This window comes from Serratia sp. TSA_105.2, assembly GCF_052692115.1.
Genome location: NZ_JBQZFT010000003.1, coordinates 385,889 through 406,589, shown reverse-complemented (window position 1 = coordinate 406,589; position 20,701 = coordinate 385,889). Strand labels below are relative to the sequence as shown.

At 58.8% G+C, this 20,701-nt stretch carries 21 protein-coding genes; 6 read left to right on the top strand and 15 right to left on the bottom strand.

Going from position 1 to position 20,701, the window contains the following annotated elements; translation table 11 throughout:
* Positions 1-173: 173 nt before the first annotated feature.
* The 4 genes from pqqU (at position 174) to ACUTSC_RS12960 (ending at position 5,380) form a co-directional block, all read left to right on the top strand.
* Complete coding sequence (pqqU, locus tag ACUTSC_RS12975; RefSeq protein WP_443002656.1) at positions 174-2,270, top strand: TonB-dependent receptor PqqU; 2,097 nt, start codon at positions 174-176, stop codon at positions 2,268-2,270.
* A 146-nt stretch (positions 2,271-2,416) separates the two neighbouring features.
* Complete coding sequence (locus tag ACUTSC_RS12970) at positions 2,417-4,789, top strand: membrane-bound PQQ-dependent dehydrogenase, glucose/quinate/shikimate family (RefSeq protein ID WP_197768022.1); 2,373 nt, start codon at positions 2,417-2,419, stop codon at positions 4,787-4,789.
* A 229-nt stretch (positions 4,790-5,018) separates the two neighbouring features.
* On the top strand, positions 5,019-5,204 hold the full coding sequence (locus ACUTSC_RS12965) for a hypothetical protein (protein WP_197768023.1): 186 nt from the start codon (positions 5,019-5,021) through the stop codon (positions 5,202-5,204).
* A complete protein-coding gene (locus ACUTSC_RS12960) occupies positions 5,201-5,380 on the top strand; it encodes a hypothetical protein (RefSeq protein WP_445653354.1) in 180 nt (59 codons plus the stop codon). The genes ACUTSC_RS12965 and ACUTSC_RS12960 overlap by 4 nt, the downstream gene beginning before the upstream one ends.
* Positions 5,381-5,413: 33 nt before the next feature.
* On the opposite strand, the gene ACUTSC_RS12955 is transcribed toward ACUTSC_RS12960, so the two are convergent.
* From ACUTSC_RS12955 to ACUTSC_RS12910, 10 genes are all read right to left on the bottom strand, one after another.
* Positions 5,414-6,022, bottom strand: coding sequence for a helix-turn-helix transcriptional regulator (locus ACUTSC_RS12955; RefSeq protein WP_063990425.1), 609 nt, complete (start codon positions 6,020-6,022; stop codon positions 5,414-5,416).
* A gap of 121 nt (positions 6,023-6,143) precedes the next feature.
* On the bottom strand, positions 6,144-6,965 hold the full coding sequence (locus ACUTSC_RS12950) for an MrpH family fimbial adhesin (protein WP_233221865.1): 822 nt from the start codon (positions 6,963-6,965) through the stop codon (positions 6,144-6,146).
* Between the two features lie 73 nt (positions 6,966-7,038).
* Positions 7,039-7,581, bottom strand: coding sequence for a fimbrial protein (locus tag ACUTSC_RS12945; RefSeq protein WP_443002521.1), 543 nt, complete (start codon positions 7,579-7,581; stop codon positions 7,039-7,041).
* Between the two features lie 14 nt (positions 7,582-7,595).
* Positions 7,596-8,087, bottom strand: a complete 492-nt coding sequence (locus ACUTSC_RS12940; protein WP_197768024.1) for a fimbrial protein — start codon at positions 8,085-8,087, stop codon at positions 7,596-7,598.
* A 15-nt stretch (positions 8,088-8,102) separates the two neighbouring features.
* Positions 8,103-8,585: a fimbrial protein gene (locus tag ACUTSC_RS12935; RefSeq protein ID WP_443002522.1), complete on the bottom strand. Its 483-nt coding sequence runs from the start codon at positions 8,583-8,585 to the stop codon at positions 8,103-8,105.
* A 21-nt stretch (positions 8,586-8,606) separates the two neighbouring features.
* Positions 8,607-9,245, bottom strand: coding sequence for a type 1 fimbrial protein (locus tag ACUTSC_RS12930; protein WP_197768026.1), 639 nt, complete (start codon positions 9,243-9,245; stop codon positions 8,607-8,609).
* A 39-nt stretch (positions 9,246-9,284) separates the two neighbouring features.
* On the bottom strand, positions 9,285-10,043 hold the full coding sequence (locus ACUTSC_RS12925; RefSeq protein WP_197768027.1) for a fimbria/pilus periplasmic chaperone: 759 nt from the start codon (positions 10,041-10,043) through the stop codon (positions 9,285-9,287).
* A 33-nt stretch (positions 10,044-10,076) separates the two neighbouring features.
* The gene (locus ACUTSC_RS12920; protein WP_063990429.1) at positions 10,077-12,602 is read right to left on the bottom strand and encodes an outer membrane usher protein; all 2,526 of its coding nucleotides are present in this window, start codon (positions 12,600-12,602) and stop codon (positions 10,077-10,079) included.
* A gap of 61 nt (positions 12,603-12,663) precedes the next feature.
* Entirely contained in the window at positions 12,664-13,209 is a 546-nt protein-coding gene (locus tag ACUTSC_RS12915; protein ID WP_107226592.1) for a fimbrial protein, read from the bottom strand.
* Positions 13,210-13,299: 90 nt separating this feature from the next.
* Positions 13,300-13,824 carry a fimbrial protein gene (locus ACUTSC_RS12910; protein ID WP_033635129.1) on the bottom strand — a complete coding sequence of 175 codons (525 nt, stop codon included), beginning with the start codon at positions 13,822-13,824 and terminating at the stop codon, positions 13,300-13,302.
* A gap of 557 nt (positions 13,825-14,381) precedes the next feature.
* On the opposite strand from ACUTSC_RS12910, the gene ACUTSC_RS12905 reads away from it, so the two are divergent.
* Positions 14,382-14,585 (top strand): hypothetical protein, encoded by a 204-nt coding sequence (locus tag ACUTSC_RS12905; RefSeq protein WP_130017216.1) that lies wholly within the window; start codon positions 14,382-14,384, stop codon positions 14,583-14,585.
* An 11-nt stretch (positions 14,586-14,596) separates the two neighbouring features.
* Positions 14,597-14,869, top strand: coding sequence for a FaeA/PapI family transcriptional regulator (locus ACUTSC_RS12900; protein ID WP_063990430.1), 273 nt, complete (start codon positions 14,597-14,599; stop codon positions 14,867-14,869).
* A 62-nt stretch (positions 14,870-14,931) separates the two neighbouring features.
* Here ACUTSC_RS12900 and ACUTSC_RS12895 read toward each other — a convergent pair whose 3' ends face one another.
* From ACUTSC_RS12895 to ACUTSC_RS12875, 5 genes are all read right to left on the bottom strand, one after another.
* Entirely contained in the window at positions 14,932-16,365 is a 1,434-nt protein-coding gene (locus ACUTSC_RS12895; RefSeq protein WP_197768029.1) for an EmmdR/YeeO family multidrug/toxin efflux MATE transporter, read from the bottom strand.
* A gap of 115 nt (positions 16,366-16,480) precedes the next feature.
* A complete protein-coding gene (gene gspS / locus ACUTSC_RS12890) occupies positions 16,481-16,876 on the bottom strand; it encodes a type II secretion system pilot lipoprotein GspS (protein WP_197768030.1) in 396 nt (131 codons plus the stop codon).
* 77 nt (positions 16,877-16,953) lie between these two features.
* Positions 16,954-17,154, bottom strand: coding sequence for a hypothetical protein (locus tag ACUTSC_RS12885; RefSeq protein ID WP_016927170.1), 201 nt, complete (start codon positions 17,152-17,154; stop codon positions 16,954-16,956).
* A gap of 95 nt (positions 17,155-17,249) precedes the next feature.
* Positions 17,250-19,367 (bottom strand): ABC transporter transmembrane domain-containing protein, encoded by a 2,118-nt coding sequence (locus tag ACUTSC_RS12880; protein WP_197768031.1) that lies wholly within the window; start codon positions 19,365-19,367, stop codon positions 17,250-17,252.
* Entirely contained in the window at positions 19,354-20,649 is a 1,296-nt protein-coding gene (locus tag ACUTSC_RS12875; protein WP_060439614.1) for an HlyD family secretion protein, read from the bottom strand. The genes ACUTSC_RS12880 and ACUTSC_RS12875 overlap by 14 nt, the downstream gene beginning before the upstream one ends.
* Between the last annotated feature and the right edge of the window lie 52 nt (positions 20,650-20,701).

Sequence of the window (20,701 nt, the reverse complement as noted above, 5' to 3'; positions counted from 1 at the left end):
ATACTGATGTCAGGATGCCTTACCCTTTTCGTTTAGCGTCATGTAGATGGAGCGACAGATGGCTAACTCTGAATCGACCTGCGATTCCCTTTCAATACCAGTGGCAGATTTATTCCATGACCAATAAGAAAAGCGCCGTGCTTACCTCGGCTGCAATGCTATTGCTACAGCCCATGTTCGCCAGCCAGGCGCTGGCCGCAGAAAATAATGAAGAAAAAAGCGACACCCTGGTGGTGATGGCGCAACCCACCGGATTGACCGAGCTGGGGTCGCCGGTCTCCGTCAGCGTGATCGACGGCGAAACCCTGCGCAACGCCGCGCCGCAGATTAACCTGTCGGAAAACCTCGGCAGCGTGCCGGGCCTGCAGCTCCAAAATCGGCAAAACTATGCGCAGGATCTGCAGCTGTCGATACGCGGGTTCGGCAGCCGTTCGATGTTCGGCGTGCGCGGGGTGCGCATGTACGTCGACGGCATTCCCGCCACCATGCCCGACGGGCAGGGGCAAACCTCCAATATCGACATCAATTCCGTCGAACGCATCGAGGTGCTGCGCGGCCCCTATTCCGCGCTGTACGGCAACGCCTCGGGCGGGGTAATCAATGTTGATACGATAACCGGCACCCAGCCGCCGACGCTGGAAGCCGGCAGCTATTTCGGCAGCGACAACACCTGGCGCTACGGGGTGAAAGCGACCGGCGCCACCGGCGACGGCACCCAGGCCGGCGACGTCAACTACGCCATCTCCGGCACCCGCTTTACCACCCAGGGCTACCGCGATCACAGCGCCGCGCGGAAAAACCTCGGCAACGGCAAGCTCGGCGTGCGGCTGGACGACGTCAGCACCCTGACGCTGATGTTCAACAGCGTCTCGATTGACGCCGGCGATCCGGGCGGCCTGACCGAGGCGGAATGGAAGGCCAACCCGCGCCAGGCGCCGCGCGCGGATCAATACAACACCCGCAAATCGCTCGACCAGACCCAGGCCGGCCTGCGCTATCAACGCCAGATGAGCGAACGCGACGAACTGACCCTGACCGCCTACCACGGCGAGCGCCACACCACGCAGTACCAATCAATCCCGATGGGGCCACAACTCAACCCCACCCACGCCGGCGGGGTGATCGTGCTGGAAAGAAAATATCAGGGCATTGACACTCGCTGGAAGCATGAGGATACTCTCGCATCGTTACCGGTAACACTGATCGGCGGTCTGGATTATGAAACCATGACCGAACGCCGCCAGGGGTTCGAAAACTTTATTCTGCGAGACGGCACAGTGGATTATGGCGAGAAAGGCGACCAGCGGCGCAACGAGAAGAACCGCATCTGGAACCTGGATCCTTACCTGCAAACCTCCTGGCAACTGACGCCGCACTGGACGCTGGACGCCGGCCTGCGCTACAGCACGGTCAGCTTCGACTCGACCGACTATTACATCACGCCGCGCAACGGCGACGACAGCGGCAGCAAACGCTACCATCAGTGGCTGCCGATGGGCTCGCTCAACTATAAGATCAACCCGGCGTGGAACGTCTATCTCTCCGCCGGCCGCGGCTTTGAAACCCCCACCATCAACGAGCTCTCCTACCGTCCCGACGGCCAGTCAGGCCTCAACATCGGCCTGCAGCCTTCCACCAGCGATACCGTCGAACTGGGCAGCAAGCTGCGCCTCGGCAACGGGTTGGTGAGCGCCGCCCTGTTCCAGACCGATACCGACAACGAGTTGGTGGTGGCGGAAAGCAGCGGCGGACGCACCAGCTACGCCAATGCCGGCAAAACCCGGCGTCGCGGCCTGGAGCTGGCGCTGGATCAGGAGTTTGCGCTGGACTGGCGCCTGCATATGGCCTGGACGCTGCTGGACGCCACCTACCGCAGCGATATGTGCGGCAAAGCCGTTTGTACCCCGGCCCAGACCATTCCCGCCGGCAATCGCCTGCCGGGCATCGCGCGCAACATGGGCTACGCCTCGCTGGCGTTTGCGCCGCCGGAAGGCTGGCACGCCGGCGCGGAGCTGCGCTACATGAGCGACATTCAGGCCAACGACGCCAACAGCGCGCAGGCCCCCTCTTACACCGTGGCCGGCGTAAACGCCGGCTATCGCTTTACCTGGAACCGCTGGGCGCTGGACGTGTTCAGCCGGGTAGATAACGTGTTCGATCGCCGTTACGTCGGTTCGGTGATCGTCAACGAAGGCAACGGCCGCTATTTCGAGCCGGCGCCGGGGCGCAACTGGGGTGGCGGCGCCACCTTGTCTTACCGCTTTGAATAAGGCAAAGCACCTTAAGGTTAAAAGACGGGATGGGTTTTACGTCACCCTAGCGGCTCCCGCTGAAATAGTAGGGAGAAACCGCGTGTTTTTTCCGATTTGGCTTAATCTCTAAATCGGGGACTTTCATTTTTGGTAAGGGTATTGCTATGCAAAATAAAGCGTCACTATCGCCGCTTATCGTCATAACGGCGCTGTTTGCCGCCCTGAGCGGGCTTTATCTGCTCGGCGGCGGCATTTGGCTGGCCAAGTTGGGCGGTTCGCTGTATTACATCATCGCCGGGCTGGTGCTGCTGGCGACCTCTTGGCTGCTGTTCCGCCGCCGCGCCACCGCGCTGCTGCTGTACGCCGTGTTCCTGTTGGGCACCACCGTTTGGGCCCTGTGGGAAGTCGGCCCGGACTTCTGGGCGTTGACGCCGCGCCTGGACGTCACCTTCTTCTTCGGCCTGTGGCTGGTGCTGCCGTTTATCTACCGTAAGCTGGTCGCCAACGGCAAGTTCGCCTATGGTGCGCTGAGCGCGGCGCTGGTCATCACCGTCATCGCGCTGGCCTATGCCGTATTCAACGATCCGCAAGAGATCAACGGCACCCTCGACGCCGCGCAGGTACAGCCGAAAGACGCCACCGGCGCCGACTGGCCGGCCTATGGCCGCACCCAGGAAGGCACCCGTTACTCGCCGCTGAGCCAGATCAACGACAAAAACGTTGGCCAGCTGCAAGAGGTTTGGCGTTTCCAGACCGGCGATCTGAAGACCGCCAACGATCCGGGTGAGATCACCAACGAAGTCACGCCGATCAAGATCCGCGATACCCTTTACATGTGTACGCCGCACCAGAAGCTGTTTGCGCTGGATGCCGCCACCGGTAAAGAAAAATGGAAGTTTGATCCGCAGCTAAAGTACAACCCGACCTTCCAGCACATCACCTGCCGCGGCGTGTCTTACCACGAAACCGCTGCCGCCGTAGAAGCTGCCGGCAACGCCGCGCCGGCGATGTGCGCACGCCGCATCATTCTGCCGGTCAACGACGGCCGCCTGTTCGCGCTGGACGCCGAAACCGGTAAACCATGCCCGGACTTCGCCAACAACGGCGAGCTGAACCTGCAGAGCAACATGCCGTATGCGACGCCGGGCCACTATGAGCCGACTTCACCGCCGGTGATCACCGATAACGTGATCGTCGTCGCCGGTGCCGTGACCGACAACTACTCCAACCGTGAGCCTTCCGGCGTGATCCGCGGCTTCGACGTCAACAGCGGCAAGCTGCTGTGGGCCTTCGATCCGGGTGCGAAAGATCCGAACGCCATCCCGGCGGACGAGCATCACTTCGTGCCGAACTCGCCGAACTCCTGGGCGCCGGCCGCCTATGACGCCAAGCTGGATATCGTCTATCTGCCGATGGGCGTCGCCACGCCGGACATCTGGGGCGGCAACCGCACCCCGGAAATGGAGCGCTACGCCAGCGGCCTGCTGGCGCTGAACGCCTCCACCGGCAAACTGGTCTGGTTCTATCAGACAGTCCACCACGACCTGTGGGATATGGACGTGCCTGCTCAGCCGACCCTGGCGGACATTACCGACAAGAGCGGTAAAAAAGTGCCGGTCATTTACGTGCCGACCAAAACCGGCAACATCTTCGTGTTGAACCGCACCAACGGCGAACTGGTGGTGCCGGCGCCGGAGAAACCGGTACCGCAGGGCCCGGCCAAAGGCGATCGCCTGTCGCCGACCCAGCCGTTCTCCGAGCTGACCTTCCGTCCTGAGAAGAAACTGACCGGTGCGGACATGTGGGGGGCGACCATCTATGACCAGCTGGTCTGCCGCGTGATGTTCCACAGCCTGCGCTACGAAGGCACCTTCACCCCGCCATCCGAGCAGGGCACGCTGGTGTTCCCGGGTAACCTGGGCATGTTCGAATGGGGCGGCCTGGCCGTCGATACCGATCGCGAAATCGCCATCGCCAACCCGATCGCGCTGCCGTTCGTGTCCAAACTGATCCCGCGCGGCCCTGGCAACCCGATTGAGCCGCCGGAAGGCGACAAAGGCGGCAGCGGCACCGAATCCGGTGTACAGCCGCAATATGGCGTACCATTCGGCGTTACTCTGAACCCATTCTTGTCACCGTTTGGCCTGCCGTGCAAACAGCCGGCCTGGGGTTACATTTCCGCCGTGGATCTGAAAACCAACGACATCGTGTGGAAAAAACGCATCGGCACCGTGCGCGACAGCTCACCGCTGCCGCTGCCGTTCAAAATGGGCATGCCGATGCTGGGCGGCCCGGTAACTACCGCCGGTAACGTGTTCTTCATCGGCGCCACCGCTGACAACTACCTGCGCGCCTTCAGCGTGACCAACGGTGAAAAACTGTGGGAAGCGCGCTTGCCGGCCGGCGGCCAGGCGACGCCGATGACCTATGAGGTCAACGGTAAGCAGTACGTGCTGATCTACGCCGGCGGCCACGGTTCCTTCGGCACCAAGCTGGGCGACTACGTGGTCGCTTACGCGCTGCCCGATCAGAAGTAACCACCGCCGTTAGTACCCCGCAAAGCACGCCGCAAGGCGTGCTTTTTCTTTTTACGCCCCGCCTGATGCGACGCCCGCAATACCCTTAATTTTTTCATTTTCATTATTGATAATAATTATCATTCGCAATATTATGAGTGCGTGGCCCCGGCAGTGGCCCGCAATCCTTCTCCACCTTAATGGGCAATACGGCAGTCGGCCGCCTGCGGGCGGCCCTATTCGGAGGCGCATGGTCGACCACACGCAAAGACACCAAAAGAAGATCCTGCAAGCGGCGGTGAAGACGCGGCGCGCCGGCCTGCCGTTCGAGCCGGCTCCCCCCGTCAATTCGCCCTTTGTCGGGCTTCCCCTTCAAACAGAGGCCGTGCTGGTGCACCTGATCGGCCAAGATGACTCACAGGAGCCGCCGGAATGAATGTGCAGCCTTTTACCGCCATGCTGATGTTCGCCTACGTGCTGCTGATGGTGCCGCTGCTCTATGTCATCGACAGCCGGCTGAGCTCCAGCAGGTTGGTGCGCAAAGCCACGCAAAACGTCATCATCATCGCGTTGACGCTGTTGTTTTTCAGCGCGATGACCCTGCTGTATTGACGCCGCAGCGGCTCAGGCGCCTGAGCCGCGCCCTCACGGCCGCTCTACGGTTTTCAACCCGCCCATTCGCAGCCAGTGGTAGAGATCCACGTTGCGTTTGAAACCCAGTTTTCTCATCGCCGCCTGTTTGTGATTGCTGACGGTTTTCACGCTCAGGTGCAGGTTGCGCGCGATGGTGGTCTGCGGCAATTCACAGGCCAGATAGCGCATCACGTCCTGCTCACGACGGGTAATGCGCTGCCGTTCACACCAATGACACCGGCGCGCTTCACCGCCGTACGCTCGCGCCGCCATCCCCGCCAGTGCGAGGTCCAGCTGTCCGACTACGCTGCCAGGTGAGTCATTGCGGAAGATCACCCCCGCTTCGCTGATGCATCGCGGCTTATCGCGCCAGCGAGTATCGCCCGGCTCACGCAGCGCAAAGTTGATCGGTCGGCTGCCGCTCACTGAACACAGGCAGAAACGCGCCTGCCAGTCTCGCTCCACGGACTGGAACACCATATCCGCCCGGTGCGCCTGTGCGGCGTCCAGCAGTTGAACCCGCATACCTCGGCGCGAAAAATACGCCAGCAGCAGCCGCTGCAATCCTTCGATAAAGAAACGGTCATTATCGATAAACGCCAGAGTGATGGTGCTTTCCATCGGCACACTCCCTTTGAAATAATCCTTCCCGGCCGCCGCCGAGCGTGAGTCATCCCCCCGATGGAGGGCGACTCAACGGCATAACGCGGTATCGCGACGGCGCGCGGCGCGGGTAATGCGGCTACGGCAGCGCCAGAATGGCGACCGATTGGCCCGAATAATCACCCGCTTTGACCGTTCCGGTCACGCCGAGCGTTGAAGTGACCGGCAACGTGATGCCGCTCGTGTCGGCAGTGAACGGATACCCCTGATTGCCCAACACGCCATTGATGCGCAGCGTGCTGTAGACGCCCGAGTTGTTGCCCAGATCCAAACGGCCGTTGCTACCGGTGCGGATATACATGACGATATTCATCTTCTGCGAACACACCACCCGCAGACTGCCGCGCGCGGTATTGCCCGCCAGTTCAGTATCCTGCAGCACCCCATGGTTCAAATCGAGCTGCTGCTCATCAATGCCGCACACCCCGACCGGCGGCGGCGCGATGCCGCAGACGCTGCTGGGCATCAGGCGCGCATTGCTTCCCGTTACCGCGGAACCGGAGCGCGTGTTGTAAAACAACCCGACGCACTCCTGAGTGATCGACTCCCCCACGTGCGAAGTGCTCCCCTGTATCGGCAACGGATAGATGCTTTGATAAAAACGGCTGAGCTCGCCCATCGTCGCCAATTGAGTAATTTGCGGATAACGCGTCGAGCCGACAACGTAGGCAGACGGTGACACCGAAGATGTGCCCCCGGTGTTGGTGCTGGTATGCCGGTGGTTAATGCCGATGGCGCAATTTGCCTGCTGATAGCAGGGATTGGGCGACAGGTCGTCCATATCCCAGCTTTCAAGCACGAACTTATAGCTAGCGTTGGAGGGAGAGCCGGTGCTTTGGGTGACGTACGAATAGATTTGTGCCGAGCACAGCCCCGGCACCAGGCCAAGCAGTAGAGACATCCATCTGAAGTGAGCACGCTGCATCGCGTCAGGTCCTTATTCTGTTTTGCCAAATACCGGGCCGGCCCGGCGTTTATTGATAGTCCAGGTTGAAAGTCGCAATGGCGTTGAACGCGCCCCGACCAATGGTCTTCTTCGCCAGCGCCTCCGGTTCGCCCCGCACATAAGCCTGCACGGCGATTACCGTACTGCCGTTCTGCAACGGGTACTTGCCGCTGGCGCTGTTGAGCGGCAATGGCTGCCCTTGCGCGGTTTCCATACCGATGGCGATCCCGCTGGCCTCGCTGCTCGCCGCCAGCGCCAACAGCCCCGGCAACTGCGGGTTTTCCTCGCCCTTGAAGGTGATCGACACCGTTTTTCCCAGGCTCAGATCGCATTCGGACAGCCGCAGCGCGAACGGTTGGCTCAACGTGCGCTGGTTCAAGTACAGGTATTTGTCGACCACGGTGCCGAAATCCAGTTGGATATCTTCGTCGCCCGGCTGAATGACACAGGGCTCCGCCACCAGCGCGCCGTGCATATACAGATTGTCCGCCGCACGCGCCATGCCGCTCGCGCCCAGTGAAAACAGCAACAGCCCCGCCGTCACCCAGCGGCGTCTTGGCGTCATTTTCATACGTGTTCCCTCCTTCACTGGTAGTCAGCCTGCAAAGTCGCAGTGGCGTCGAACGCCCCTTCCGTCAAGGTTTCCCCCGCCTTGCTGACCGGCACTGCTTCCAGCACCGGCGGCTTGAGCGGATCGATGGGCAGCGAACTGCCCACTTTGAATGGCGCGGCATTTTGGTAAATGCGAATGCCCAGATAACGGTGGTTGGTTTGCACCGCCGCCTCATCGAAAGACGTCGCCGTGCCGTTCAGGCTCAACATCATGTCCCACTTGCCGATCCCCGGCTCGCAGGTAATGCGATAGCCGATGGTTTGCCGGTAATTCACGCCGTCGACCTTATTGATACCGACGCGATCGCCGAAATCCACATCGATCACGCCATCATCGTTGATGGTGCAGGGCGGCGGCTCAATCAGCGTGCCGCGGAACTGCATATCGACCGTTTTTTCCGCCCATGCGAAAGGGCACACCACGCCGGCGCACAGCAGCACGCTCGCCGTTAAACGCTGTTTCATGCTCTCGCTCCTGCGTTACTGATAGTCCACTTTCATCGTCGCGCCGGCGGTGAATTCGCCCGCCGTCAGTTTGGCAACGGCCGATTTCACCGGCACCGCCTCAAGCGTCGGCGTGACGGGATAGGTAAAATTCAACCACTGATTGATCGGCCAGCGGCGGCCGCCGTTCAGCAGCGCGATGCCCAGTCCGTCCTGGCTGGTGCGCAACAATTGACCGTCGAAACCGGCTGCCGCCCCCTGAACCTGCAATTTGAGAGCATTGCTGCTCTGCCCGTTGCACGTCAGCGTATAGTTCACCGGCCGCCGATAGTTGTTGCCGTCGATCCGGGTGGTCATCACTTCATCGCCGAAATTCACCTCGATAGGCTGCCCACCGTTGATGATGCAGGGGGGCGAAAGCACGGTGACCCGGACGTTTACCAGGGTGTTCGCCTTAGCCGACAGTTGAACCAGCGCCAACAGCCCCGCCAGCCAGATCGCCGTTCGGCTTCGTTTCATCATCTGCGCCATCTCGCCGCCTCAGTCATAACTCAGCCTAAAATCCACCGCCGCCCGATAAGCGCCGGCCATCAACGGTGCCGCGGTTCGCTCCGGCGCGACGGTGTAGCTCAAGGTATTCTGCCCCGGCGTCAGCATCAGCGGCTCACCGCGGCTGCCCAGACGAACGTCGCGGCCGCGGCCGTCCAGCAGGCGCAGCCCCAGACCAGAAACGCCCTGCGCTTTCACCAACTGTGGATTGTCCATATCCGCCGGCGCGCCGAAGCTGACCGTCACCGCCGGTTGGTTCGGCGCCCAGGTCAGCGCGCCGGTGCGCGCATCGCGCTGGCTGGTCGAGGCGCGCAGACAATCCTGCAAGCGCAGCTCGAACGCCACCGGCAGCCCGCGATCGCCGGCCTGCCGCAAGCGTGCGGTGCCGGTTTCCCCCAGCCAAATATCCTGCCGCGCGCTAGTCATCTCCAACCGACAGGCACTCTCCGTCAGCGCGCCGCGCACCTGCAACACGCCGTTGGCGCCTTCCACCTGCCAGTTGTCGGCCGCGACGGCTTTCGGCAATAGCAGCGGCAACATCAGCGCCAGGCCGCCCATCGCGGCGTAAGAGCGCCATTCGCAGCGCTGCGGCAGGCTGTCCTTTTTCAGTTTTCGTTTCATCCTTTGCACCTGAGTCACTCTCCCGTCGATAACGGCCTGAACAGAGGGTTATGAAGCCGGTTTCTTTTCCGGCACCACTTTGCAACTGCCGCCGCTGCAGCTGAAACTGAGCTGCGGCCGGCCGCCGTAGTCGTTGATATAGGTCAGCACCGGGCTGCCGCCCAGGGCCGCCGCGCTCACGGTCAGCCGCGCATTGCTCTTGGGCGCGATCATGAAGGGCTCGAAACCCTGCGCGCCTTCGCCGTGCTTTTTGCTCCCGGCATCGACAATGGTGATGTAATAAGGGGTCGGGTTATTGACCTGATAGCCGTCTCCCTGGCGCGTCAGCGTCAGCTGCTCCTGCCACGGCGTCGCCATGTCGGTACGGCTCGGCACGATCGCCGCCGGGCGGTAAAACAGCTTGATGCGCGTTTGCAGCGCGATCTGCAGCGTGTTCGGTTTGTCGCTCTTAGGCGGGATCTCGCGCAAATTGAAGTAGTACAGGCTCTCGCGATCCTGTGGCAGCTGTTTAGCCGCCGGCAGCGCCTGAATCTTTATCTGGCTAGGTTTGCCCGGCTCGATGCGCTGCACCGGCGGCAGCACTACCAGCGGGCTCTGAATCTTGTTGCCCTGCTCGTCCTCCAGCCACCCCTGCGCCAGATACGGCAGCTGTTTGTTCTGGTTGCTGAGGTTCAGGCTGACCGAGCTCTGGCCGCCGTCAAAGATCACCCGGGTGCGATCGAGCGCGATCGCCGCCGATGCCTGCTGCGACATCGCTGTGCTCAACAGGGCGATCGCCGCCGCGGTCTTCAGGGAAATGTTCTGCATGTTGTCGATTACTCCAGATTCAGAATGATGAATTTATTCAGCCGGGGCGAGCGGCCGGCAAGGCAGCAACAATGTGCGCATCAGCATGTCGGTCGGCAACGAAGACGGCAGCTGTATTTGGCACTGTGCGGCACCATTCCAGTGGACCGTCATGGTTTCACCGGCGTTGATGCCGCTCAGGTAGACGCTGCCGCCATCGTTGACGATGCCGGTTTCCTGTTTGCGGGCGTTCAGCACCGTAGCGCCGAACGGCGGCGTACTGCCGTCTGCCAGTTTGACGATCGCCATTGCCTTCTCACCGGCGATCACATCGAACTTGCGGTAGCCAATCGCCCCTTCGGTCAGGGTGGCCTGCACCACCGATCGGGTGGCCTCGGCGTTGTCTCCCAGCTTGTTCAGATCGATGCTGGCCTTGTTGCGGTAATAGCTATTGACGTCCGCCACCACCGCCTTGCCGAAGCGGTTGGTGCTCACAGTGCTGCCGTAGCCGCGCACCGGTACCCCGGCTACGCCGTTGGTGTCCAGCAACAAGCGCGTACCGCCCATAACGGTAGAGCGATGCAGCGCGCCGCCTTCCTGCGTGACGGTCATCCCTCCCTGCGCGGACAGGCCAACGGCGCTGTAGCGGCCGGCCTGATAGCTGGCGTTGGCGCTCAGACGCGCCACGTCGCCCTCGTGGTTGTAGTAGCCGTTCAAATTGGCGCCGCTACGCGCGCTGCCGGCGCTCACCTGATAGTTGTTGTGTTCGTCGACGCGGTTGTAGTACCCCACGCGATGAGTGTTGTCGTTGCGATTCACCGTGGTGTTGTAGCTGAGAGTGGCGCCATTGCCCCACGGCATTGACAGCGACAGATACATGCCGTCGTCGTTGGTCTCGTTGTAACGGTTGCGATAAGCCGACAACGACAGGCTTAGGTTTTTGAAGTCGCCGATGTCGAAATAGCGCGACGCCGTCAGGCTGTAGCGGTCATTGGCCGGGCGATCCCAATAAGTCTGATGGTTGTAGTTGAGGTAGGTGCTCAACCCCCAGTCGCGGAACTGCTTGTTAAAGGTGATGGTGTACATCTCCTTGTTGTTGCCGACCCGATTACCGTAATAACGCGCGTCGAGGTATTCGCTCATGCTCATGTAGTCTTCTTCCGAGAAACGGTAGCCGGCGAAGGTGACCTGGCTGTCCAACTCATCGAAGGTTTTCGAATAGCTCACCCGGTAAGAACCGCCGCTCAGCGTTTTTTCCTGCTGCGGCAGGCGCGCCCGCGATTGAGTGGCGTCGAACGACAGCGCGCCGAACATCATCAGATCGCGCCCCACGCCCAGCGAAAGGGCGTTATAATCGCCGCCCGCCAACGCGCCGCCATACAACGACCAGCCGTTGCTGATGCCCCATGAGAATTCGCCGGTGCCAAACAGCGGCCCGCGAGAGTGGTGTTGCCAGTCGGACGGCTTGCCCGCCGCCAGTTTGAAACGCCACGAGCCCGGGCGGGTCAGATACGGAATGCTGGCGGTGTTCATCTTGAACGCCTGTATGCTGCCGTCTTGTTCTTCCACCCGCACATCCAACTCGCCGGAGATGGCGTCATTGATGTCCTGAATACGGAACGGCCCCGCCGCCACCTGGGTTTCATAGATCACCCGCCCCTGCTGACTGATGGTCACCTTGGCGTTGGTTTTGGCCACGCCGACCACCTCTGGCGCATAGCCGCGCAGGTTGGGCGGCAGCATATTGTCGTCGGAGACCAGACTCGCGCCTGAAAAACGGAAGCTCTCGAAAATGCCCGAATCCAAATAATCTTCACCCAGCGTCAGACGCGAACGCAGCGCGGGGATGGCGCGGTAGGCGTAATAGCGGCTCCAGTCCAACTTCTTATCGGTAGGCTGCCCAACACCGGTTTGATGGTTGAGCTGCCCCTGCCAGTCGGCGCGCAGACGCCAGGCGCCGAGGTTGGCGCCGGCGGTACCGTTGCCGCTGACGCTATACTCGCGAGTGCCCTCCTTTTGCTGATGCCGGCTTTGAGCATTGAGGTTGTAGTCGAACAACAATCCCGGAATGCCCTCATCCCAGCGCGACGGCGGATCCCAGTCTTCCGAGCTGTACTCCATATAAGCCTGCGGCACGCTCAGATAGATCGCAGCCGTCGCAAGATCGCCGCGCGACTCCATGCCCTTAAGGCTGGATTCGTCCAGACACTCACCCTGATGCCACCAGCTGAGCGATCGCATCATCTCTTGCTTCAGCCCCAATTGTTCGACCAACGCTTTGGTGATGCAGGCCCGGCTGCCGTCCGGATCGTTGTCCGGCGGATAAAACGATATTTTTTGCTCAGGCAGTTCGTTTTTATTGATATGAACCACCATGCTGTAACTCCCCGGCATAATGTAGCCGCTGCGGGAAAATTGGCTTAGGTCGATATTTTTCCGATCGTTAACATCCAGAATGTCAGTATTAAATTGAATACCGTCTTCAGCGTAAACACGCGTTGATGAACTTCCCAGCGCCAGCGTGATACATAACCCCAGAACCTGAAATCGAAATAGCTTCCCAGCAGGTGATAACATCATATCCCTAACCTTTATCGTATATTTCCGTCGTTGCGGCCCACCGTAAGCCGTAATAAAAACTTCAGTAATAATCCAGCTTGAAGCGCACCGCAGAAAAATAGCTCCCGGCATGTAGCGGTTGATTATTGGCAACCAGCTTGATGGAATAGTTGAGCGACATGCTTCCTGGTGAAATATCGCCACGCGGCAAAGGCACACCGGGCGCCACGATATTCCCTTGGCCATCGGATATTTGCAGCGCCACACCCTTCGCGTCTCCGCGCACGCCAAATAACTCGCCATCGGCATCGCCGTCAAAAACAACCTGGAATTGCTTCCAGTCTGGCAAATTGGGCTTTGGCCGTTCAAACGTGCAGTTGATTAATTCGATGGTGAATGGGCGCGTATTGCCCTGCCCATCGCGCGCGATATTTCCCAGCGGCAACACATCCATATCGATAGTCTGATCGCGACTGCCGGCGGCAATGGCGCAAGCGGTATCGATAATGGCTCCTTGCATATTCACTCGCCCCCATCCCTGAACCTTGGGAGCAGCCTGAGTGGCCGGAATAACTAGCATGGTCATCAATATGCAAGGAGACACTAAATGGTAAATAAACCGGTTCATTAAATACCCCTGACAAATACCTTTCATCCTGGGAAAATGCATGCGGGATATCCCGCATGCATAAAGACGTCACGCCAATGGCGATGAGACTTATTGGTAAGCCAGTTTGAAATCGGCTACGGCGGTAAAATCACCTGGAACCACGGTGGCGGAAGCGCCGTCACCCTGCAGGTAAGCCGCGAAGCGCAGCGTGTTGTTGCCGTCGTTCAACGTCTGAGGAGCCGTTGCGGTGCCCAGTTTGATCGGATTGCTCGCCATGTCGGTAATGGCGATGCTGGCGCCGCTGGCAGTACCGATGATGCCCAGCAGATCTGGGTTCGCGGCGGAAGCCTTGCCGTCAAAAGTGGTGGTGACGGTTTTCAGCGTGGAGGTGTCGCACTGTTCCAGTTTAATATCGAACTGACGCGGCGCTGATTTGCCGCCATTTTTCAGCGCGACATTGGAAATCTGCCCCATTTCCACAGTTTGATCGACCGACTCAGGCGCAATAGAGCAAGGAGCATCAATAATAGAACCGGTAAAAGTCACTTTGCCATGACCCTGATCGGCAGCATTCGCCAGAGAAGACACGCCAAACGCCAGAACAGTTGCCAGCATGATTTTGTTCAGTTTCATAATTCACTTATTCCTTTAATATTGTGTAAAAAGCGCAGGATTGCTCCCGTTCCTTTAACAGCCATTTATACATTCCAGAATGAATAACGGTATTACTCATCGCCAAAAAGAAAGACGTCGCAATTGTGAAATCGCGACTATCAATTCATTACCACCCAATCAGGGTTATAAACGAATAGCTAAGCAGGCAAAAAAAACACGCTTAAATAAAGATCGTCTAAAAACTTACCCTTCAGAGATATTTAAAATAAGTTCCGTCTTACCCGCTCATTTTGGCCTGGTTATTCTTACAAAAACACTCACACCTTGGAAAGTCATTTTAATCAAAACCAATAAATACAAAATATAAGCCCAAAAACCACGAGACGAATATATTTTTGCGAGACAACAGATCGTAAAATCAATAACACCAGTCAATTGTATCGAAAAACATATTTTCCACGACATTAATGATCGCCATTTTGCCATTTGCGTTATAATGCGTCGGAAAAGAGAAGGAAGACTTAACGATCCGAACAGGTGAAACCAGGCTCGGAAGTACACCATGGAGAAAAACAATGAAATACAGCCAATACACACAGCCGGCCGGGACCCCGGTAACAGAATTCTCCATCCAGTCCCTTGCGCGCCACCGGGTAATAGCGGCGGAAATATCAGGTTCAGACGGCCGCCTGGGAATAGCTCAGGAGCGTCTTGTCGGCAACCAGCGCTATTCTCTAACCCATCTTTTACCGCTATATCAAAACTCACCTGAAGTTTAAGGGAGGCTTACATGGCAAAACGGACTTCAAAACAACAAGAATTGCAAAACCTGCAGCAACATTTACTCACGACGCTACACAACCTGTGCCCTTCAGCCATGGAAACGCCGCCGCCCCCCCCCGGCGAATGGCCCACCACGCGCCAATTGGCCGAGTCCAACGACTTGACGATTTATCAGGCGCGCAATTTGCTGCTGAGCCTGGCGAGCAAGGGAAAAGTGCTGGTCACCCAAGGCCCTGTCAATAACTCTCTGCGCTGGTATCCTTCGACTCACCACTCCTGACGACGCCATTTTCTTGCCGGCGGCCGTTCAATCGGCGCCGGTAGTTCCCCGATAATACACGGTTAACCTTTCCTCTCTCGCCTCACCCGCGGATATTTCCATAGCCAGCGCCCGCTGACCATGCGCCAGTAGAACAAAGCGCCGCGCACCGCCCAATCGAGGAACATCCCCAGCCAGACGCCCACCACGCCCATGCCCAGTTCAATGCCCAGCACGTAGCCGGCCACCACGCGGCAGCCCCACATGCCCAGCATTGTCACCCACATGGCGAAGCGGGCGTCGCGCGCGCCTTTCAGCCCGGCGGGCAACACCCAGGAAGCGGCCCAGATCGGCATAAAGGCGGCGTTGAGCCAGATGAGGGTTTTCACTACCGTTTTTACGTCATCCTGCGAGGTATAGAACGCGGCGAAGACGCCGGCCAGCGGCGCCGTGCCCCAGGCGATGGCGGTCAACCCGAGGGTCGACAGCCAGAAAATATGGCGCAGTTGCCGCTCCGCCTGGCCGATCTCGCCTTTGCCGAGCCGCCGCCCCACGATGATGGTCGAGGCCGAGCCCAGCGCGTTGCCCGGCAAGTTGATCAGCGAAGCGATAGAAAAAGCGATGAAGTTGCCGGCGATCACGTTGGTGCCCATGCCGGCGACGAACACTTGCGTCAACAGCTTGCCGCCGTTGAACAGCACCGATTCGACGCTGGCGGGAATGCCGATCCCCAGCACCTCCCACAGGATGCTCATCTTCAGCGGCGTGAAATAGCTTTTCAGCGTGATGTGCAGCGCCGGGTTAAAACCGATCGACAGCACATAGAGAATGGCGATGGCGCCGATATAGCGGGAAATCGTCAGCCCCAGCCCGGCGCCGACGAAGCCCAGCCCGTGCCAGCCCAGCATGCCGTAAATCAGGATGCTGCTGATGATGATATTGAGGATATTCATGCCGCCGTTGATCAGCAGCGGGATCTTGGTGTTGCCGGCGCCGCGCAGGGCGCCGCTGCCGATCAGCGCAATCGCCGCCGCCGGGTAGCTCCACACCGTGGTCTGCAGGTAAGAGAGCGCCAGCGCTTTCACTTCCGGCGAGGCCTCGCCGGCGATCACATCGATGATCGGCTCGCCCGCCAGATGAATGCCCGCCGCCAACAGCACCGCCACGCCGGTCATCAAGATCAGCGACTGGCGCGCCGCCGCCCTCGCACGCCGGCGATCGCGCTTGCCGAGGCTGAAGGCCACCACCACGGTGGTGCCGAGATCCACCGCGGCGAAAAAGGCGATGATCACCATGTTGAAGCTGTCCGCCAGCCCCACCCCGGCCATCGCCTCTTTACCGAGCCAGCTCACCAGAAAGGTGCTCAGCACCCCCATCAACAGAACGCAGGCGTTCTCCAGAAAAATGGGCACCGCCAGCGGCGTGATTTCGCGCCAGAACAGCACGCGGTAGCTTTTCCGTTTGGCGTACCAGGGCGTATTTTCCACGCGCTGACGCAGGGCGGCATACAGGTTCAAGGTGGGCTCGATGGATAAAAGTGAAACATCATTTCAAATGATGAGCGATAAATCGTTATCCTGCAAAGAATTTTTGGGCGCCCGCGACTGAGCGCCCGAAAGGCACACCGTCGCGCTACTCCATGTAGTCTTCCTGATCGGCCTGCGCCGCCGCGATAAAGCGTGCGGTGCTGCGGCTGAGCGTGGTGCATTTGTCCGTCAGCAGCTGATTGTCCTGCTGCAGAGTCAGGTAGCGCGCCTGGGTGAGCGCCGGCAGCTGCCGATACCCTGCCACCTGCGTATCCCAGCCGCGATGCTGCGCCGCCCGCATCGCGGTGCGTTGCAATTTGACATCGTCCGGCACATCGCTGCGCCCGCAGTCCACGCGCAGGAAGTGCCCGCCGGCCAGCATCAAAGCGATGTGATCCAACTGCGCCTGCAGCGGCGGCGCCGGTTGATGCGCCGTTTGCTGACAGCCCGCCAGCAGCAACGCCACCGCGCCGCAAAGAGAAGTGCGAAACAGAGTAGACATGGGAGCTCCCGGAAAACCTGTGGGTGATGCAATGATCTTAGGTGAGCGGATGCCGGGCGGCAAGGCGGGCGGCACGCTTAGCGCCGACCGCTGCTGACCTTGGTGGCGCGGGCGGGGTTGCCGGCGACGAACTCCAGCGTGGGGGAATAGTAAAACGGCAGCCAGGCGTTATAGCCGCTCTCCCACTCCCATTTGACCGGGCAGGGCCACAGCATGTCTTCATGCAGGATGTAATAGATCCACCGCCCGGGCGGGCGGCGCGGTTTGCGCATTTTCATAGCGAGTACGGCGGCCTGATGGCGTGCGATAAGGTCAACTGCTGCATTTTACCGCGATTTGGGCCGCGGGGACAGCCTGGGTTGCCGAGCGAGCGTTAGCCGCCGCTCGCGGCCCCCAGCGCCACCACCCTATCCGCCGAGTCGATTGTCGATTTTCTGTGGGCGACAATCACGCGCGTGATATTCAGCGAAGATATCGCCCGGTTGATCGCCAATTCATTCTCAACGTCCAGATGGCTGGTCGCTTCATCCATAAACAGCACGCTTGGTCGCCGGTAGAGGGCGCGTGCAATAAACAAACGTTGCTTTTGCCCGCCGGAGATGCCGTTCCCCAACTCTCCGATCAGGGTTTCGTAACCCATCGGCATCTGCATGATTTCCTCGTGAATGTTGCTGTGCATCGCACAGGCCACAATCCATTCTCTATTGGCGTTGACCTCGAAGCCGCTGATGTTTTCCGCGATCGAGCCGGAGAATAACCGGTCGTCCTGCAACACGCAGGCGATCGCATTGCGGTAGTTATTCACGCCGATTTTATGGATATCCATCATGTCGGCCAGGATCTCTCCCGAGGTCGGGTTGAGCAAGCCGCACATAACCTTCAGCAAGGTGGTTTTCCCCACGCCTGATGCCCCGACGATGGCGACGCTCTCGCCGGCGGCGATGCGGATATCCAGGTCTTTAAAGATCGGCCGGGACAGCGCGTCATATTGATAGGTGAGGTTTTTAACCTCAACGGCAACCCCCTTGCCCGGTTCGAAGACCTGCCGCGGCGCGGACTCCGCCTCCGCATCGGTAAAGACGATGTCGGATATCCTCTCATTGTGCAGCGACAGCATGCGCAGGCCGATCGCCAGATCGATCAGGCTGGAAGCCCGCTGCGAGAACTGGCCGCGATAGGCGTTGAACGCCATGAACATACCGAGCGTCATCGTATTATCGATGACCATCATGGCGCCGAGCCAAAGTATCGCCACCTGATCGAGCGTGGTGATAAAGGTATTGATCCCGCCGAACATCATATTGAAACGGGTGATTTTGATATTGGTATTGGCGGCATCGACATTCAAATTGAGCCAATAGCTGGAGCGCGTCTCCTTGATGCCCAGCGCTTTGACCGTGGAAATACCGTACAGCGTCTCCATGAAGTGCGAGTTCGCCTTGGCCGCCTTGACGATTTGTTCCTCCGAGAATTGGCGGTAGGTACGGTAGGTCATCATCCTGATGAGGATGTAGACCAGGGTGAAGCCTGACACCACCCAGACCAGCCAGCCGCCATAGACCATCATCATCACGAACAAGCCGACCGTCATGATGCCGTCGATGATCCCGCCGACGATATTATTGGTAAAGGTGGTTCTGATCGCATCCAATGAGGAAAACCGCGATTGGATATCCCCCAGGTGCCGTTTCTCGAAAAAGTCCAGCGGCAGCTTCAGCAGATGTTCGAACAGCGTCGTCTTCCACTGGATATCGGTCAGTGTCCCCAGCACGATGGAAATCCAGGCCCTGGCGATGCTGACCACGGCGCGGAACAGGGTGAAGAAGATCAGCCCCAAACAGATGACCGTCAGCAAGCTGTAGTCATGCGCCTGAATGACATGGTCGGTCACGAGCTGGGTCCCCACGGGCAGCAGCAGGTTGACCGACTCAATGACGAGTGATAAGGCAAAAATCTTGAGCAGCGTTCCCGGCAGCCCCTCGATGTTTTTCATCAAATCCAGCAGGCGTAAACGGGTTTTTAAGGTCTCTTGCTGAAAAGCCTTGTCGGGCCACAGCTCCAGCGCAATGCCGGTAAAATGGTTCGACATCTCTTGCAGGCCAATCACTCGGCGTCCGAAGGCAGGGTCGTGAATCACAAAGCCCGCGCGCTGAACCTTAACCAGCACCACGAAATGGTTCATGTTCCAATGCAATACGCAGGGCGTTTTCAGCTGATTGATTTCATCGATGTCCAGCGACAAGGCCCGCGTCTTCAGCTGAATTTGCGCCGCGATTTGTGACAGGGTGCCCAGGGTCGCGCCCTGGGTGGAAATGCCGAACCGTTGCCGCAGGCTCAGCATATCCACATTAAATCCGTAATAAGAAGAGATCATCGCGAGGCAGGCCAGGCCGCACTCCGATGACTCCGACTGCAAGATGCTTGGCACCCGTTTACGCAGAGAGAACGTTAACTTTTCGTTGATCCGTTCAAAAAGATTATGATCCTTCATCGACTCTCCCCACCACGCTGTTTTTTATGTCATACAAAGGCGCGACCGCCCATTGATAAAGCGGTTTCTTATCCAGGAACACAATCACCCTGGCCTGCAGCCCACTGCTGATCTCCAGATATTTCCCTTTGTCGCTGAATTGCGTGTCGCTGATGGACGCCAACACTTTGTAGTAGGCGTTTCGCTCCCTTTTATTGCCGCTGCTGTATTCCGCCATCTCCTGCGGAGAAGCCGGAACCGAAGAGATGGATTCAATGCGCCCCGGAAACTGGCCGAACTTGTCCGAGGGAAAAGCCTCGTAGCGAATGTTGATGCCATCGCCGATTTTCACGTAGGGCAAACTGTTATTCGGCAGCCACAACACCAGATAATATTTGATGTTTTCAATCGGCTTGATCTGCGCCAGGCTGCTGCCGCTCTCGACCACCTGCCCGGCGGTCACGCTCAGCGACTCGATTTTCCCCTTCAGCGGCGCCTTGATAATTACCTGGTCGCCGGCGTTGGATTCCGCCAATTGGCGTTGCAGCTCGCTGCGTTGCGATTCGCTTTGCGATATTTGATTGTCGTAATCGGCGGCGCGAATCAGCAGATCGCTGCGCAGCTGCGACAGCTGGATATTCTGCTGAATCTTTTGGCTGTTGAGCGCCTGATAGGAACTCTGCTGTTGCTGAAAGAGCGAACGCTGATAATTCAGCTGATCCTTGGTAATCAGCCCTTTCGTCAGGTAATGCTCGTAGTTTTTCAAACTCTCCCTCATTTTTTCCATGCCATCTCTGGCGCTGAGGTTAAGTTTTTCCGTTTCTTTATACGCTATCTCATAGCTGTCGATCTGTTTTCTCAGGTTCTCCAGCATCGCGTCTTTGTTTTTTTTCAGCTTGCTGATGATCGAATCCAGATTGCCGATCTGCTTGTTGATTTCACCCGCGGCAATATGGCTGACGTTACCCGAGGCCGTGCTTCTGGAAACATCGATGATATAGAGCGGCTCGTCTTTTTCCACCACATCACCGGCCTGGTGGAAAGACCGATTCACATAGCCATATTGGGAAGAAAAAACGTTCGTCGAATGCGGAATGCTGATCACCTCCCCCTCGACATCCACCCTGCGCGTATATTCACAAAAATAGAGCGCGCTCGCCAAAATAAGAATAAAAACGAGGCACGTCACGGCAATCACAGAGCTGGACGCGCCGGAAATCAGCAGCGCTCTGCCGGTCCATCTTTGACGTTGATAATTGACCGCCTCCTGGCGGAAAATATTTCTGCTCTTATTATCACTCATAGGAAGACCTGCGCATGCCTGACCGGGAGACAGCCGCAGCGCGAGCGCTGCG